General features: G+C 74.7%; 16 protein-coding genes. 6 read left to right on the top strand and 10 right to left on the bottom strand.

The features are described 5' to 3' along the window. Nucleotides 1–23: 23 nt before the first annotated feature. The 3 genes from ABII15_RS30485 to ABII15_RS30475 form a co-directional block, all read right to left on the bottom strand. Nucleotides 24–761: a GntR family transcriptional regulator gene (locus ABII15_RS30485; protein ID WP_353945478.1), complete on the bottom strand. Its 738-nt coding sequence runs from the start codon at nt 759–761 to the stop codon at nt 24–26. Between the two features lie 87 nt (nt 762–848). After that, nucleotides 849–1,835 carry an acetylxylan esterase gene (locus ABII15_RS30480; RefSeq protein ID WP_353945477.1) on the bottom strand — a complete coding sequence of 329 codons (987 nt, stop codon included), beginning with the start codon at nt 1,833–1,835 and terminating at the stop codon, nt 849–851. Nucleotides 1,836–1,926: 91 nt separating this feature from the next. Further along, nucleotides 1,927–2,754, bottom strand: a complete 828-nt coding sequence (locus ABII15_RS30475) for an amidohydrolase family protein (RefSeq protein WP_353945476.1) — start codon at nt 2,752–2,754, stop codon at nt 1,927–1,929. A gap of 162 nt (nt 2,755–2,916) precedes the next feature. On the opposite strand from ABII15_RS30475, the gene ABII15_RS30470 reads away from it, so the two are divergent. Continuing rightward, complete coding sequence (locus ABII15_RS30470) at nt 2,917–4,839, top strand: hypothetical protein (RefSeq protein ID WP_353945475.1); 1,923 nt, start codon at nt 2,917–2,919, stop codon at nt 4,837–4,839. After that, nucleotides 4,836–5,768 carry an aldo/keto reductase gene (locus ABII15_RS30465; protein WP_353945474.1) on the top strand — a complete coding sequence of 311 codons (933 nt, stop codon included), beginning with the start codon at nt 4,836–4,838 and terminating at the stop codon, nt 5,766–5,768. Before ABII15_RS30470 ends, ABII15_RS30465 begins: the two co-directional genes overlap by 4 nt. Here the strand turns inward: ABII15_RS30465 and ABII15_RS30460 are convergent. Next, nucleotides 5,758–6,306 carry a DoxX family protein gene (locus tag ABII15_RS30460; protein ID WP_353945473.1) on the bottom strand — a complete coding sequence of 183 codons (549 nt, stop codon included), beginning with the start codon at nt 6,304–6,306 and terminating at the stop codon, nt 5,758–5,760. The genes ABII15_RS30465 and ABII15_RS30460 overlap by 11 nt on opposite strands. 66 nt (nt 6,307–6,372) lie before the next feature. Here ABII15_RS30460 and ABII15_RS30455 point away from each other — a divergent pair, with 66 nt between their 5' ends. Continuing rightward, nucleotides 6,373–7,092, top strand: coding sequence for a DUF4097 family beta strand repeat-containing protein (locus ABII15_RS30455; RefSeq protein ID WP_353945472.1), 720 nt, complete (start codon nt 6,373–6,375; stop codon nt 7,090–7,092). A gap of 24 nt (nt 7,093–7,116) precedes the next feature. Here ABII15_RS30455 and ABII15_RS30450 read toward each other — a convergent pair whose 3' ends face one another. Beyond that, nucleotides 7,117–8,313, bottom strand: a complete 1,197-nt coding sequence (locus tag ABII15_RS30450; RefSeq protein ID WP_353945471.1) for a beta-ketoacyl-[acyl-carrier-protein] synthase family protein — start codon at nt 8,311–8,313, stop codon at nt 7,117–7,119. After that, nucleotides 8,310–8,567: an acyl carrier protein gene (locus ABII15_RS30445; protein ID WP_353945470.1), complete on the bottom strand. Its 258-nt coding sequence runs from the start codon at nt 8,565–8,567 to the stop codon at nt 8,310–8,312. The genes ABII15_RS30450 and ABII15_RS30445 overlap by 4 nt, the downstream gene beginning before the upstream one ends. 70 nt (nt 8,568–8,637) lie before the next feature. Between ABII15_RS30445 and ABII15_RS30440 the strand changes: the two genes are divergently transcribed. Continuing rightward, complete coding sequence (locus ABII15_RS30440; RefSeq protein WP_353945469.1) at nt 8,638–9,378, top strand: 1-acyl-sn-glycerol-3-phosphate acyltransferase; 741 nt, start codon at nt 8,638–8,640, stop codon at nt 9,376–9,378. A 22-nt stretch (nt 9,379–9,400) separates the two neighbouring features. Here ABII15_RS30440 and ABII15_RS30435 read toward each other — a convergent pair whose 3' ends face one another. Continuing rightward, a complete protein-coding gene (locus tag ABII15_RS30435; RefSeq protein WP_353945468.1) occupies nt 9,401–10,897 on the bottom strand; it encodes a hypothetical protein in 1,497 nt (498 codons plus the stop codon). Nucleotides 10,898–10,940: 43 nt separating this feature from the next. Further along, nucleotides 10,941–12,326, bottom strand: coding sequence for a hypothetical protein (locus ABII15_RS30430; RefSeq protein ID WP_353945467.1), 1,386 nt, complete (start codon nt 12,324–12,326; stop codon nt 10,941–10,943). Nucleotides 12,327–12,512: 186 nt separating this feature from the next. On the opposite strand from ABII15_RS30430, the gene ABII15_RS30425 reads away from it, so the two are divergent. Beyond that, nucleotides 12,513–13,814: a hypothetical protein gene (locus ABII15_RS30425; protein WP_353945466.1), complete on the top strand. Its 1,302-nt coding sequence runs from the start codon at nt 12,513–12,515 to the stop codon at nt 13,812–13,814. Nucleotides 13,815–13,874: 60 nt separating this feature from the next. Then, nucleotides 13,875–14,615 (top strand): hypothetical protein, encoded by a 741-nt coding sequence (locus ABII15_RS30420; protein ID WP_353945465.1) that lies wholly within the window; start codon nt 13,875–13,877, stop codon nt 14,613–14,615. Nucleotides 14,616–14,636: 21 nt separating this feature from the next. Here the strand turns inward: ABII15_RS30420 and crcB (ABII15_RS30415) are convergent, their stop codons facing one another. Both crcB (ABII15_RS30415) and crcB (ABII15_RS30410) read right to left on the bottom strand, forming a co-directional pair. Then, nucleotides 14,637–15,011, bottom strand: coding sequence for a fluoride efflux transporter CrcB (gene crcB / locus ABII15_RS30415; RefSeq protein ID WP_353945464.1), 375 nt, complete (start codon nt 15,009–15,011; stop codon nt 14,637–14,639). Continuing rightward, nucleotides 15,008–15,496 (bottom strand): fluoride efflux transporter CrcB, encoded by a 489-nt coding sequence (gene crcB / locus ABII15_RS30410; RefSeq protein ID WP_353945463.1) that lies wholly within the window; start codon nt 15,494–15,496, stop codon nt 15,008–15,010. The genes crcB (ABII15_RS30415) and crcB (ABII15_RS30410) overlap by 4 nt, the downstream gene beginning before the upstream one ends. Nucleotides 15,497–15,523: the final 27 nt, after the last annotated feature.

The raw sequence follows: 15,523 nt of genomic DNA, 5'->3' as shown, positions 1-15,523 counted from the left end.
CTCGGGCCCTTCGCGTGGTCCGCTCACCTGCGCTTGGCGGCGGCCGCCTTCTTGCGGGGCCTCTTCGTCTCCCGAGCGTCCGGCACCGGTCCGCGGCCCGCGGCGTGGTCGGCGAACGCCGCGGCCGCCTTGTCGGCCTCCCCGTCGCGCAACAGGTCGACCAGGCGCCCGTGTTCATGGGCCATGGCCTGCCAGTCGCCGTCGAAGAGCGGGTCGGAGATGGCCCGCAGGGTGCGCAGGCTCGGCTCGATGACCTCCCACATGCGGATCAGGAACGGGTTGCCCGCGCACTGGCTGACCACGGTGTGGAACTCTATGTCGGCGGTGCGGAAGGCGCTGACGTCGCTCGCGGCGACCGCCTCGTGCATCCGCTCCACCAGCGCGTCCAGCTCGCCGAGCTGCTCGTCGGTGATGTGCTCGGCGGCGAGCTGCGCGGCCAGCCGCTCCAGCGGTTCGCGCACCTGGCGGGCGTACTCGGCGTCCTCGGAGGAGATCTCGACGACGAAGTGGCCGCGCCGCGGGACATGCATGAGCAGCCCCTCGCGGGCGAGCCGCTTGACCGCCTCGCGCACCGGGGCCTGGCTCACGCCGAGCCGGCGGGCGATCTCCGACTCCACGACCCGGTCGTTGGGTCCGAGGTCACCGTCCACGACCGCCTGGCGGAGCAGTTCGTACACCTGGTCGGAGATCAGGGTCTTGCGGAACCGGTCCTTGTTGGTGGCCAGCGTGGAGACGAAGCCACCCGACGCGTTAGATGCCATGAATTCCCAATCCTGCGCTGGGGCACGTCAGTTGGTCCAGATACGGGTATGCGGCCCATCGTACGCGCCCATCGTCTATCGATGGAGTCACATCGAGGTTTCCAACTGCTTGGCCAGCCAGGCCAGTTTGACGACCTCGTGGTCGGGGCCGCCGCCCTCGTGGTCGTTGAAGGGGTACACCTCGATCCGCTTGTCGGCCTGGTCCAGGCCCCGCTCGGCACCGTAGTGGTTGAACGCCGCGTACACGGTGGAGGGCGGGCATATGTGGTCCATCAGGCCGACCGAGAACAGCGTCGGCGCGTTCGCCCGGCGGGCCAGCGAGGCGCCGTCGAAGTAGGACAGGGTGCGGGCGACCGTGGCGGCGTGCTCGCGGTGCAGCTTCACGAACTTGGTGACCTCGACGTACGGGATCGCGTCGGTGATCGTGGTGGCCCGCGGGAAGTGGCACAGGAACGGCACGTCCGGCATCACGGCCACCAGGTCGGGGACGAGCCCCGCCGCGGCGAGCGCGATGCCGCCGCCCTGACTGGTGCCGGTGACCACGGTACGGGCCGGGTCGACGGCCGGGTGCGAGCGCGCGGCGGCGACGGCGCGCACGGCGTCCGTGTACAGCCGCCGGTAGAAGTAGCGCTCCGGGTCGAGGACGCCCCGGGTGAGGAAGCCGGCGGCGGCGATGTCGCCGGTGGCCGGGTCGGGGTCGGGCGTGTCGGCGCCCTGCCCGCGGGTGTCCATGACGAAGTGCGCGTACCCGGCGTCCGCCCACAGCCGCTTCTCGTGCGGGGCGCCGCGGCCGCTGCCGTAGCCCAGGTACTCGACGACAACCGGCAGCGGCCCGGTGCGGGTGACCGGCAGCTGCAACCAGCCGCGCACGGGGTGTCCGCCGTACCCGGCGAAGGTCACGTCGAAGGTGTCGATCGTCGCGAGCCCGTTGTGCACCGGCGTGAACGTCGCGTCGACGCCGAACGGCTCCTGCTCGGCGAGCGTCCGCCGCCAGAACGCGTCGAGGTCGGCCGGCTCGGGCAGCTCGGGTCGGTATCTCTCCAACTCGTCCAGGGGCAGGTCGAAATGGGCCATGGGGCATCTCCGCGGAGGTCGGGGCCGGATCGTGGGCCGGTCATCGCCTATCGATCATCGAGAGAATCGAATCAGGGGCGTTCGAACACTGTCAACAGCGCAGCCGGTACGCCCGGACGGCGTTGTCGCGCAGCACGCGCCCGCGTTCCTCGGGCGTCAGCCGGTCGAGTCCGGCGCGGGACAGGGCGAGCGAGTCGGCGCGGGTGCCACGCGGCAGACAGATCGGCCAGTCGGAGCCGACGAGGCAGCGGTCGGGGCCGAGCGCGTCGACCACGTGCCGCACCAGGCCGGCGACGCGCTCGGGGGGAACGCCGTGCTGCTGGGTCAGCAGGCCGGAGATCTTCACCAGCACGTTCGGTGCGGCCATCGCCGCTTCCAGGCCGCGGTACCACTCCCCCGGGTCGCCGGTGGCGAGGTTCGGCGGGTTGCCGAGGTGGTCGACGACGAGGGTGAGCCCGGGGTGCCGGTCCGCGAGGTCGGCGGCGGCCGCGAGTGCTCCGTGGTGCAGGTTCAGTTCGAGGACCAGGCCGGACGCGTCCAGGACCGGGAGCAGCGCGCGGGCGGACGCGGGGGTGTCCGGCAGTGAAGTGCCGCCCATGCGCATGCCGTTGGGGCCCGTGTCGCCCCACTCCCGCAGCAGCTCGCGGAACCGGCCGGGGCCCTCCTCGCCGTGCACGTGGAGATTGCCCACGTACCCGGCGACCAGGTCCGGGCGGCGCAGCCGCAGCGCGCGCAGGGCGCCGGTCTCGCCCGTGTCGCCGCGCGCGGCCTCGACGAGGACCGCGCCGGTCAGCTCGTCGACGTCGGCGCCGGAGCGGGCCAGGTCGGTCTCGTCGTAGGCGCGGTGGTGCGGGCTGTCGGGCCGGATCCAGCCGAACCCCCGCTCCGGGTCCCAGAGATGGGCATGGCAGTCGATCACGGTCCGCTCCCGAGTATTGACACGTCGGCTCCCCGCCGGTGACTCTAACCATCGGCTATCGATGGGCGATTGTTCAATACGGCGGTCGACGGCGATCGTCCGTCGTCCGCATCCGCGATCCCCCATCCGCAATCCGCACGTGACGAAGGAGCGGTGTTCTCCATGCTCAGGTCTGAGCCGACCGGCGGCACACGGGCAGGCGACGAGGCGCACGGGCCTTTGCTGAACGCCCGCCTGGCCCTCACCGACACGCCTCGATGGGCCGTGCTGGAAAGGGAGTTGTTCGCGACACAGGAGAAGGCGTGGCGGCTGTTCGCCGACCGCTACACCGAGGGCGACGGACGGCTCGTCTTCCGCGGCCGGCTCGGCGAGGGCATGGACGGCCGGGACGGCGTGGACGACTTCTACGAGCCGTTCTTCAACTGGCCGACGCTGTACGTGCTGGGCGGCAGCGCCGAACTGCTGGCCGCGGCACGCCGGCACTGGCAGGGGGTGAGCGCGCAGCTCACCGGGATGGGCATGCTGGTCGACGGGCTGGAGCGCGGCTACGACTGGTTCCACCAGGGCGAGGGCCTGCTGCTCTTCTACGGCCTGTGCCTGGCGGACCCGGACGACCCCGAACTCCGGGAACTGGCACGCCGGTTCGCCGACTTCTATCTCCCGGGCGGCCCGAACTACGACCCCGAGCACCGGGTGCTGCGCGCCCCGCACAACGGCGCGGCGGGCCCCCGGTTCGGGTTCAGCGACGAGGAGCCGTACTTCCCGTGGAGCCTGGCGCTGCACCCGTACGGGCTGCCGCTGGACGGGTTCGACGGCGTCACGTCCTTCGAGCAGCTGGCCGCCTCGCCGGAGCTGGCCCGCGCCTACGGCCGGGCGATGTGGGACCGGATGGGCCGCGGCGACACCCTGGTGAACCTGGGCGCGACCGGCCTCGCCACGAACGCGTACCTGCTCAGCGGCGAGCAGGCCTACGCGGACTGGGTCGCCGAGTACGTCGGGGTGTGGCAGGAGCGGCTCGCGGGACGCGAGGTCGTCCCCGACAACGCGGGGCTGGACGGCGAGGTGGGCGCCTACCTGGACGGCCGCTGGTACGGCGGCCACTACGGCTGGTCGTGGCCGCACGGCCTGTCCCCCGTCGGCAGCTCCGCCATCATCGGCGCCGCCAACGCCACGCTGCTGACCGGCGACCGCGGCTATCTGGACCTCGCCCGCAACCCGCTGGACGCGGTGCTGCGCCACGCCGAGCGGCGCGGCGCGGACGGGATGGGCACGCTCGGGGAGCGCTGGGAGCCGCATCTGCGGGCGATGGACGCCGAGCGGACGCTGATGGTGCCGCAGCGGCACAACGACGCGGGCTGGTTCGACTTCACCGTCATGCCGGGCCAACTCCCGCTCACTCTCTGGCACTTCAGCCGCGAGCAGGTCGACCAGGACCGGATCGAGGAGCTGCGCGCCGGGGCCGCGTGGGACTGGACGGCCGTGCACACCCAGCGGATCAAGGACGAGGCCGGGCACGAGGAGCCCTGGTACGAGTATCTGCAGGGGCGCAATCCGGACTTCCCCGAGCGGATGCTCACCAGCGCGCTCGCGAGCTGCGCGGAGCGGGTCGCCGCCATCGAGGGCGACACCACGGATCCGGCGGTCGGCCCGGACGTACTGGACATCCACCACTGGCAGCACCTCAACCCGGTCGTGACGGAAGCCCTGTTGCAGCTGACGACCGGCTCTCCGCAGGTCCTCTACAACGGCGGCCTCGCCCAGCTGCACGTCCGCTACCACGACGCCGAGGCGCGGCGCCCCGGGCTGCCCCGCGACGTGGCGGCCCTCGTGTCCGACATCCGTCCGGAGCACACGGTGTTGGAGCTGGTGAACCTCGGCGACGCGGCGCGCTCGCTCCTCGTGCAGGCGGGCTCGTTCGCCGAGCACCGGATCACCGCCGTCCGCGCCGACGACGGGCCCGAGCGGCCGGCCGACGGCCCGTACGTCCGTGTCGGCCTGCCCGGACGCACCCGGCTGCGGCTGACCCTGACCATGACGCTGCGCGCGCACCGCGCGGCGATCGCCTCCCCCTGGGGGACCGCATGACGCACCGACTGCCGTTCACGCTGCCGCGCCTCGGGATCGGCACCGCGCCGCTGGGCGGCCTCTTCGAGGAGGTCTCCGAGGAGGCCGCGGCGGCCACCGTCGAGGCGGCGGCCGAGGCCGGGATCAGGTACTTCGACACGGCGCCCCGCTACGGCCACGGCCAGGCCGAGCGGCGCCTCGGCCGGCTGCTCGGCCCGGCCGGGATCAGCGATCCGGTGATCTCCACGAAGACCGGCTGGCTGCTGCGGCCGAAGCCGGACGGCTCGCCGGGCGAGGTGGTCACCGACTGGACGGAGCGCGGCATCCGGGAGTCCCTGGAGTCGAGCCTGACCCGCCTGGGCCGGGACAGCGTCGACATCCTCTACCTCCACGACCCCGACGACTATCCGGAGGAGATCCGCCGCACCGCCTATCCCGCGGTGCGCAGGCTGCGGGACGAGGGGCTGATCCGGGCGATCGGCTTCGGTATGAACCACAGCAAGCAACTCGCCGCATACGTCGATGAGTTCGAGGTCGACGTCGTGCTGATCGCGGGCCGATTCTCGCTCCTCGACCACGAGGCGCTGGACACGCTGCTGCCGCTGTGCGCGAGGAGCGGTACGGCGGTGGTGGTCGGCGGCGTCTTCAACACCGGCCTGCTGGCCGACCCGTCGCCCGACGCCATGTTCAACTACCGGCCCGTGCCGGCCGAGGCGCTGGACAGGGCCCGGCGGTGCCGGGCCCTGTGCGCGGAGTTCGGCGTGCCGCTGCCCGCGGCCGCGATCCAGTTCCCGTACCTGCACCCGGCCGTCGGCTCCGTCGTCGTCGGCTGCCGTTCGGCGGCCGAGGTGACGGCGAACACGGAGGCGGCCCGCTTCCCGGTCCCCGACGCGCTGTGGCGGCGGCTCGCGGAGGAGGGCTTCGTACCGGAGGAGTTGCTCAGCCGGTGACGGTCTGCCGGGCGCGCTCGGGCAGGGCGCGGACCGCGTCGGCCGCGTCCCGCACGGTGTGCGTGGTCTCGCGCCGGGCCCGCGCCGCCTGCTTGCGGCCGGTGGTCGCGGCGCCGCGGGCGCGGTAGGCCAGTGACGGCTTGCCGTGGGTGTCGGCGGCCGTGATCAGCAGCCCGCCGATCAGGGACACGTTCTTCAGAAAGTGGGTGCGCTGCCGGCTCCGCCGCTCGGGGTCGTCCTCCTTCCACCAGGCGTGCCCGGCCAGGGTCGTCGGGACGAGCGAGCCGGCGAGGGCGAGCGCGGCGAAGCGTGGCGCGATGCCGGTGGCGAGCAGCAGTCCGGCGCCGATGTGCACCGCGCCGTTCAGCCGGACGAGCTGCTCGGGGTCGTCGGGCAGGCGCGGCACGCGGGAGGCCACGGGCCGGGCGACCGGTTCGGCGGCGGCGGCCACGCGCCCGGGGGCGCGGACGGTGGAGATCCCTCCGGCGACGAAGACGGAGGCGAGCATCGGACGTGCGAATTTCCTCAGTACAGCCATGGAGTCCGCGTTCCCGGGTGCGGGCCGGGCACGCATGACGATCTCCGCGCAGGGCACTCGGCGCCCATGAGAACCGTGACGGCAGTGGCGTCCTGCGCCGCAGGGCTCGCGCTGGCCTCCGTGCTCGTGGGGTGCGGCGACTCCCCCACGGCACCGGGGGACCTGCGGTCCGCGGCGTCGGGCACCCGGCTCGTCGTCACCACCGGCAACGGCCTGCGGCTGCGCCCCACCGACGGCGACCGGGTCACCGTCGACGACGGCGTCGGGCACCGCTGGTCCCACCGCGACCACACCTGGGTACTGGATCTGACCTGCGAGGGGCAGTGCCCCCGGATGCCCCGGGTCGGCGTACCGGACGACACGGCGGTCACCGTCGTCGCGCGCAACGCGGGGATCGACGCGGCGGGCATCCCCGGCGCCCTGGACCTGACGACCGTCAACGGCGATGTGACCGTGGCCGATTCCGGCGCCGACGGCGCCGCGGTACGCCTCACCACGCGCAACGGCTCCGTCCGCGCGACCGGAGTACGGGCCCGGTCCCTGGCCGCCGAGACCGAGAACGGCGACGTCGCCCTCGACTGCGCCGACGCGCCCCGGCGCCTGTCGGCCACCACGGTCAACGGCACCGCGTCCGCGGTCCTGCCGCACGACGCCCCCGCCTACCGGACCACCGCCGCGACGGACAACGGACACTCCTTCGTCTCCGTGCCCGCCGAAGGCGCCTCCGCCGGCCGCACGTTGACCCTGTCCACCGTGAACGGGGACGTGCGGGCCCGGCGCGACTGACCCGACGCGCGGCCCTGGTCCCGCTCAGGCCCGCGCCAGCACCACCACCGCGTTGTGCCCGCCGAACCCGAAGGACGTACTGACGGCCACGGTCGAGGAGAGCGGGCGGGAGCGGCCCCGCACGGTGTCGAGGTCGAAGGCCGGGTCGGGTTCGGTGAGTCCCGCGATCGGGGGGACGACGTCGTCGCGCAGGGCGAGCGTCGTCAGGGCCGCCTCGATGACGCCGGCCGCGCCGAGCGAGTGGCCGAGCGCGCCCTTGGCGGAGGTGACCGGCGGGCGGTGCGGGAGGACGCGGGCGAGCATCGCGGCCTCCATCGCGTCGCCGCGCGGCGTCGAGGTGCCGTGCGCGTTGACGTGGTCGACGTCGGCCGGGGTCAGGTGCGCGTCGTTGAGGGCCGCGCGCAGGGCCCGCTCGGCCTGGCGGCCCTGGGGATGCGGGGCGACCAGGTGGTGGGCGTCGTTGCTGGCGCCGTAGCCGGCGAGGTGCGCGAGCGGGGCCGCCGAGCGGGCGGCCGCGTGCTCGGCGCGCTCCAGGACGAGCGCGCCCGCGCCGTCGGCGATGACGAATCCGTCGCGCGTCCGGTCGAAGGGCCGGGACCCCGTGTCGGAGAGCGCGCCGAGCTGGGCGAAGCCGGTGACGACCAGCGGGGTCGCGGAGGCCTCGGCGGCGCAGACCACGGCGATGTCGCACTGCCCGGAGGCGAGCAGGTCGCGGGCGGCGCCGATCGCGGTGCCGCCGGACGCGCAGGCGGTGGCGACGGCGAGGACGGGCCCGGTGGCGCCCAGGTGCAGGGCGACGGTGGCCGGCACCATGTTGGGCAGATAGCCGGTGAGGAAGTACGGGGAGACGGAGCCCGGCCCGTCGGCGGCGAGCCGGGCCGCGGCGCTCTGCTGGGCGTGCATGCCGCCGGTGCCGACACCGGCGACGACGGCGACGCGGGTGCCGTCCCACTCCGCCGGGTCCAGCTTGGCCCGGTCGAGCGCCTCGGTGACGGCGGCGAGCCCCATCCGCACGCTCGGGTCGAGGTGCGCGACCCCGCGCTGCCGCAGGGGCAGTTCGGCGGCGCCCTCGACCCGGCAGCTCAGGGAGACGGGCAGGTCGCGCAGGGTCGGGTCGGGGGCGGCGCAGGCCCGGCCCGCGCGGACGGCGGCCCAGGTGGTGTCGGCGTCCCGGCCGGCCGGGGTGACCAGGCCGAGGCCGGTCACCACGACGCCGGTCAAAGGGTCCGCCGCGCGTCGACGCGGGCCGCGAACTCGGCGAACCCGAGCTCGCGCAGCTCGTCCTCGGTGACGGTGACGCCCAGGTCGTCCTTCAGGGAGATCGCCATCTCGACGACCATCAGCGAATCGACGAGCAGGTCGGTCATCCGGGTGTCGTCCCGGACGGCGGCCGGGTCGACCTCGAACTTGTCGGCGAGGAGGCCGGTGATCACATCGGCGGTGGGCGTCGGGGACGCGGCAGAGGAGATGGTCATACTGGAAGGAACCACCCCAACGGCATCTTTAGCCTTGCGCCCGCCCATTTTCAGCAGAAAGTGGGATTTCGTGACTCAACGGAACTCCGGACCGCACGGCCAGGACGGAACCGACCTGGCCGACTCCCTCCTCGGCTGGCTGGCCGACGACTACTTCCGGGTCGAGGTGACCGGCCTGGAGAACATCCCGGCGGCCGGCCCAGCCCTCCTCGCGGCCAACCACTCGGGCGCCTGGGGCCTCGACGGCTTCGTCCTGCACAAGGTGCTGGCCCGTCGGCTGCGGCGGCCGGTGCGGATCTACGCCTCCGAACTGATCCTGCGGCTCCCCCTGCTCGCCGCGTACGCCCGTCAGCACGGGATGCTCACCGACGATCCGACGCTGGGCAGCGACCAGCTGGCGGCGGGCGAGCTCGTCGCGCTGTTCCCGGAGGGGTTCGGCGGGGTCGGCAAGCGGTTCTCCCAGCGGTACCGGCTGCGGCCGTTCGGGCCCGGGTTCGCGAGCGCCGCCGTGCTGACGGGGACGCCGGTGGTGCCGGTGTCGATCGTGGGGGCCGAGGAGGCGTATCCGAAGCTGGGCGAGATCGGGTCGCTGGCCCGCCGGTTCGACCTGCCGTTCTTCCCGGTGACCACGCCGCTGCCGCTGCCGTCGAAGTGGCTCATCAGCGTCGGGGAGCCGATCCCGGCCCCGGCCCGCGCCGCGTCGTTCGCCGAGCGGTCGGCGGCGACGCGGCGGCTGTGCGACGAGGTCCGGTTCACCGTGCAGGGCATGGTCGACCGGGATCGCGGCCGCCGCGCGACCCCGTTCTGGTGAGCCAAGTACGCCCCCGCGAGCGTCAGTTGCTGAGCCAGTCGGCCGCCCGGCGGGTGTCGGCGGCCGCGCGGGCGCACCGTTCGGCGTGGCTGAGCAGCGTCATCCGGCAGCGCTCGCCGAAGGCGTCGTGGTTGAAGCCGGGCTGCCGGGCGAACTCGGCGAGCCTGCGGGCGTGGCCCTCCAGGCGGCGCGCGGAGGCGGCGGCGAGCGCGGCGTAGTGGGCGGGGCTCTGCCCGGCGGGCGGTGTCCGCATCAGGTTCGAGTCGTCCGGTACGTGGGTGTCGGCGCCGGTGTTGACGAGGGCGAGGCGGAGCGTGTCCGCGGGCAGTTCGGCGGGCGGCGCCCCGGGGTCGAGGCGCGGGGCGAGGACGGTGGGCACGGCGCTGCGGGTCAGGGCGCGGACGAGCGCGCCGGCGGCGAGGACGCCGAGGTCGGCGGCGGCGCAGGAGCCGGGCGCGGCGCACAGGGCTCCGCTGAGGGCCCCGAAGTCGTCGCGGTCCTCGTCGTCGACGAGGTCGTCGGAGTCCTCGGGGTCCTCGGCCTCGGCGGCGTCGTCCCCGAGGTCGTCGCCGAGGTCGTCGTCGCCGTAGGACTCGTCGGCGTCATCGGCGTCGTCGGCTTCTTCGAGGTCCCGCAGCCAGGAGGCGGCGCACAGGATCTCGGTCCCGGCGTCGACGGCCATGCCGTCCCACTCGAAGGGCGCGTCGACGCGGTGCACGGTGGCCGCCAGCGGCGGATAGCGCAGCAGCGCCTCGGCCACGGCGTCCTGCGGGTCCCGGCCGGAGGCGACGAGGGCCAGGGCCTGGGCCGCGGTGTCGTTGAGCGCGCGGGTGACGGTCTCCAGGGCGTGCACGACCTCGGTCTCGTCGGCCGGGACGTCCGCCAGGTACGGGACGAGCCGGCGGCTCAACGCGGCTCTGCGGTCGGTGAGTTCGGCGTCGTCGGCGGCGCGGGCGGTGGCGTCGAGGATGTCGCTGAGGAGGGTGTCGTCGGCGGCCGCGGCGCCGAGCACGGTCCGGCGGGCCAGGCGGCGCGCGGCGCCGTGCCAGGCGTCGCGGTCGAGGGTGGCGTCGCCCTGTCGCGCGGCGAGCAGCCGGTGTGCCTCGGCGTCGGCGGCCTTGCGCACCCTGCCGCGCAGCGACCCGACGGTGAAGGGCAGGGGGAGGTGCGGGGTCAGGTGGATGCGGCGGCCCCGGTCGGTGAACGCGGTGACGGCGCCGCGGGCCCCGGCCTCCTCGGCGGCGGCGACCAGCCCCGCCGCGTCGTCGCGGTTCAGCGGCATCAGGAAGGTGCCGAACGCGGTGCGCAGCCGGGTCGGCCGCCCGGACGCGGTGCGCCGCACCTGCCCGAGGATCTGCCGGGTCAGCTCCTGCCGGGTGAACGGCCGAAGGCCCAGGGCGCGTGCCGGTGCGTCGATCCAGTCCACGCGCCGGGCCGCGAGGGCGGCGCTGACGAGGGCGTTCTCCAGGGGCCAGGCCGTGGCGGGCCGGGTGGTGGTGGTCGTGCCGCTGGCAGTCATGGTCGTTCTCCGTACGGTCCGGTCGGCTGGCGCTCGGGCGGGGTCATTTGTCGCGCAGCAGATAGGGCTGGTTGGCGGCGATCTCGCCGTCGTAGGCCGTGATGAGTTCGTTGACCCGCGCGCGGAGGGCCTGCTGGGAGTCGCTGAGGGTGTCGGCGTAGGCCTGCGGGGCGTGCGAGAGCGGGTAGTCGTACGTCTCGTCGGTCCAGGCCAGCTCGATCCAGCTGTCGGGAACGTCGTTGGCGGAGGCGGGGCCGCGCCCGTCGAGGCCGGGGATGACGTCGTGCTCGTTGACGAGGCTGACGACGCGAGTGGTGGGGTCCGCGGGGCGTTTGTTGTCGATGGGCGAGCCGACGGTGACCACGTGCGTGAGCCGGTACCTCGACACGAAGTCCAGGTCGCAGGCGAGGTTGACGGCGGTGATGCCGCCGAGGCTGTGGCCGACGACCATCAGTTCGGCGCCGTCGGGGACGCCTGCGCGCAGCAGCATCTGCTTCACGGAGCGGGTGTAGGTGGTGTCGGTGCGCAGCATTCCGTCGAACGCGCCGACGAGGTCCTGCGGGGTGCTGTTGCGCACCCGGCCGAAGCTGGTGCCCGGCAGCAGCACCACGTGCCGTTCGGTGCCGTCCGCGCAGGCGACGCGGCGCAGCAGGGCGAGGCCGTGGTTGCCGAGGGCCGAGATGTCGTCGATGTAGCGGACGATGTCGTTGGCCGAGCGGGTGAGGACCTTGGTGAGCAGCGGGTCGGGGTCGACGCGTTCGGCGCGGCCGCGGCCGGGGTTGAGGTGCCGGACGAGTCCGGCGGGCAGCCCGAAGATCGGGTCGGTGGTGGGCACGCCGCCGGCCAGGGTGACCCAGGCGAAGCTGTCGTTGGTGGGGTTCTCGTCGAGGAGCCCGTTCAGCGCGAGCAGCTCCATGATCACGGGGCTGACGGTGGTGAGGGTGCGGGTGACGCCGTGCAGGTCGGTCAGTTCGCGGGCGGCGCGCACCGCTTCGATCCTGCGGCCCGCGACGACGGCGTCGGTGAGCCGGCGGGCGAGCGGCCCGGCCAGATTGGGGTGGGCGCGGGCGGCGGCCTCGATCCGCAGCGCGAACGCGTCGACCGCCATCGCGACGCAGGCCGGGCGGCGCCGCGCCATCGCGCCCATCGAGCGGACGGTCTCGCCGACCAGGCCGCCGTTGACGGCGATGCCGAGCCCGGCCGGGTTGGACAGCGCGCGGACCGCCGCGAGGGCGGTGCCCGCGGCCCAGCCGGGCCGCCGCAGCGCCTGGAGGCCGGTGCGCCAGCTGGCCCAGGCGGCGGTCAGTTCCGCGCCGGTCCTGCGGGTGGCGAGCGCCGCGTCGGCGAGCAGCACGGAGGCCGCGATGAGGAGTTCGGGATCGGTCTGCTCGGTCCGCGCTTGCGCCGGGGGCGCTGTCGGGGCTGCCATCACGGCCACCTCGTCCCTGTGCGTATCGGTATGGGCGTGCCTGTGTCCTGGGGCGCCCCGCCGCCTTCAGCAGTAGACCTGGGGCGGCGGCGTCCGGCAGGGCCACGGCGGCCGGTCGGGTGAATCGCGCTCCGTGTGCGCGTGCCAGGGCGGCGGGCGCGGCGGGCCGCGGCCAGCATCTCTGAAGTGATCATCGGACGAGCGGGCCGGGTCCGCGCCGCCGCGCCACGGGCCGGCCGGCGGGCGCGGGTGCGCGGCGCCGTGATCGCGCTGCTGCTCGGGCTGGTCTGCTGGCCCGCGCCGGTGCCGACCGCCGCCGACGGGACCGGCGCGCACGGGCTGGCGCTGGCCGTCAGCGTCAACACCCGGCCGGGGACCGGCGCGCTGCGCCCCGGGATCCGGACCGGCGGGCCGGTCGTGAAGACGTACCTGCTGACCAACCGGGGCGGCGCCGACCTCTCCACGATCCGGGTCCGGGACCCCGCGCTGCCGGGCGCCCGGATCCGCTGCCCGGGCGGCTCGGACCGGGTGCCGCGGCTGACCGGGCTGCGTTCGGTGCGCTGCACGGCGACGGGGCGGGCCCGCCCCGGCACCTGGGTCGGGGCGGCGGTGGCGGCGGGGCGGCTGCCGTACCTGCGGTCCACCGTGCGGGCGAGCGCCCGCTCCGGGTACGCGGGGGTGGGCGGCGCGCTGGTCCTCGTACAGAGCGCGCGGGTGACGGGTCCGGAGCGGGCCCGGGTCCGCTACGCCGTGACCAACACCGGCAACCGGCCGGTCCTCGGCGTCCGGATCACCGATCCGGGACTCGACCCGGCGCACCGGGAACCGCCCCCCTGCCCGGTCGTGGCCCGGATCGCGCCCGGGGCGACGGGCGTGTGCTCCACCGAGGTGCGGCGGGCGCCCGGCACGTACACGGGCCGGGGCCTGGCCCGGGGCACCGACGGGCTGGGCACGCTCGGTCCGCGCGGCGGGCGGGTGGCGCCCCCGCCGCTCACCGCCCGGGCCGCGGCGCGCTTCACGCTGCCCGGCGGACGCGGCCCGGACACTCCGCCACCGCCCCCGTCGTCCCCGGCGGCGGTGCCGCCGCCCGGCCGCGCCGACCAGGCGGCGCCGGAGCCGCCCGCCGCGTTCCCCCTGCCGCCCGGGGCGCCCGCGCTCCCGCCCGAGGCGCTGGATCTGCCGCCGGGTGCCGTCGGCGTACCGCCCGGAGCCGTCCCGGCGCCGGTACCGCCCGCCGCCCTGCTGGCCCGCGTCGTACCGCCACCGCCGGGCATCGCTCCGCCGGGCGTCGCCCAGCCGCCCCCGGTCCGCCCGCCCGGCCGGCCCGTGGCGAGGCCCCGTCAGCAGGCGTCGCCCCGGGTGCCGTTGCTGCGGCGCTTCGTCCGTGCCGACCACCGGCCGACCGGTCTGGGGCTGCTGACCGCGCTGTTCCTCGTGCTGCTGCCGGCCGCCCTCGCGGCGATCCTGCTCGGCTCCCGCAAACACTGACGACGCTGACAACGACGACGACACCGCCCGCCGCCCGCCCCCACCCGACCGGGATCCCTGATGACCGAAATCCTTGCCGTCGTCCTCGGTGTCGCGCTGCTCGCCGCCGCGGTCGTCCTGCTCAAGCACCGCTTCTGGCCGATGGGCCCGGACGACGAACCCCGCGAGGACGTCGCCGAGTACATCTCGATGATGGTCGGCGTGCTCTACGCGCTCGTGCTCGGCCTCGCCCTGGTCTCCGTGTGGGACACCCACTCCGGCGCCGAGGACCATGTCGCGGCCGAGGCGGGCGCCGCGCACCAGGTCCACCTGCTGGCCGCCGGGCTGCCCGCCGCGCAGGCCGACGGGATGCGGACCGGCATCGAGCGGTACGTCCGGCACGTCACCGCCACGGAGTGGACGGAGATGGCCGACGAGGCCGGGCCGGACCGGGCCGGCTGGCGGATGCTCGACGGGATCCGCGCCACGGCCCAGTCGCCGGCCGACGCCGACCCGGCCCAGCAGGCCACCGTGCAGGAGACGCTGGCGCAGCTGAGCGTTCTGGACGAGGCGCGCCGCGGGCGGGAGGCGGACGCCGGGGAACGGCTGTCACCCGTGATCTGGTTCGGCCTGATCGTGGGCGGCTTCCTCACGGTGGCCTTCATGTTCATGTTCGGGGTGACGCGCAGCTTCACGCACGTGGTGATGGTGATGGGCCTGTCGGCGCTCATCACCTTCACGGTGCTGCTGATCTACCAGCTGAACACGCCGTTCAGCGGCATGTTCGCCGTCGGCCCCGATCCGTTCACGCGGTACTTCTGACGCGCTCCCGGGTCGGTCCGCTCAGTTCCAGACCGCCTGGGCCAGGGCCGCCCCGACGAGCGCGGAGCCGAGACCGCCCAGCACGCTGCCGACCACGTTGACCAGCGCGTAGAAGCGGACGCCGGTCTCCGCGAGGCGCAGGGTCTCGTACGAGAACGTGGAGTACGTCGTCAGCGCGCCGCACAGGCCCGTGCCGATGAGGAGCTGGACGTGGGAGGAGGCCGCGCCGGCCATGACCGCGCCGGTGAGCAGGCCGAGGATGAGCGAGCCGATGACGTTCACGGCGAACGTGCCCCAGGGGAACACCGTGTCGTGCCGGGCCTGTGCCGTGCGGTCGATGAGATAGCGCAGGGGGGCGCCGACCATGGCGCCCACGATCACCAGGAGCCAGTTCACGCCGCTCCCCCGCTCCGCTGCCCGCGGGTCCGCCGGACGCGCGCGGCGACGCGGCGGGTCAGGTGCGTCGTCGTCCAGACGGCCGTGAGGGCGAGGCACACGGTCAGGGCCAGATAGCCGAGCGCGATGCGCGCCTCGTCGCCGTCGGTCAGGGTCCTGATGTCCACGGCGTACGTCGAGAAGGTGGTGAAGCCACCGAGGACGCCGGTGCCGAAGAACGGGCGGACCAGGCGGTGGACGTGCCACACGTCCGTGATGAGGACCATGAAGACACCCATCACGGCGCAGCCGACCACGTTCACCCACAGGGTCGTCCACGGGAACGCGCCGTTCGCCGTGGGCCACAGGAGCGCTGCGCCGTACCGGGCGCAGGCTCCGATGGCGCCGCCGAGCGCCACCACCCCGATCACCGGCGCTTGTTCCCGCCACGGGGCGGCGGGACGGGCCGGGGCGACCCGGGCCGTCTCTACGGACTCGTTCGGCATGGAAGTGCGGGCCTTCTTCGCGGGCTG

Source organism: Streptomyces sp. HUAS MG91, from assembly GCF_040529335.1.
Classification (GTDB): domain Bacteria; phylum Actinomycetota; class Actinomycetes; order Streptomycetales; family Streptomycetaceae; genus Streptomyces; species Streptomyces tabacisoli.
Note: the sequence above shows the minus strand (reverse complement) of the source record. Positions and strands in the feature narration are given on the sequence as shown.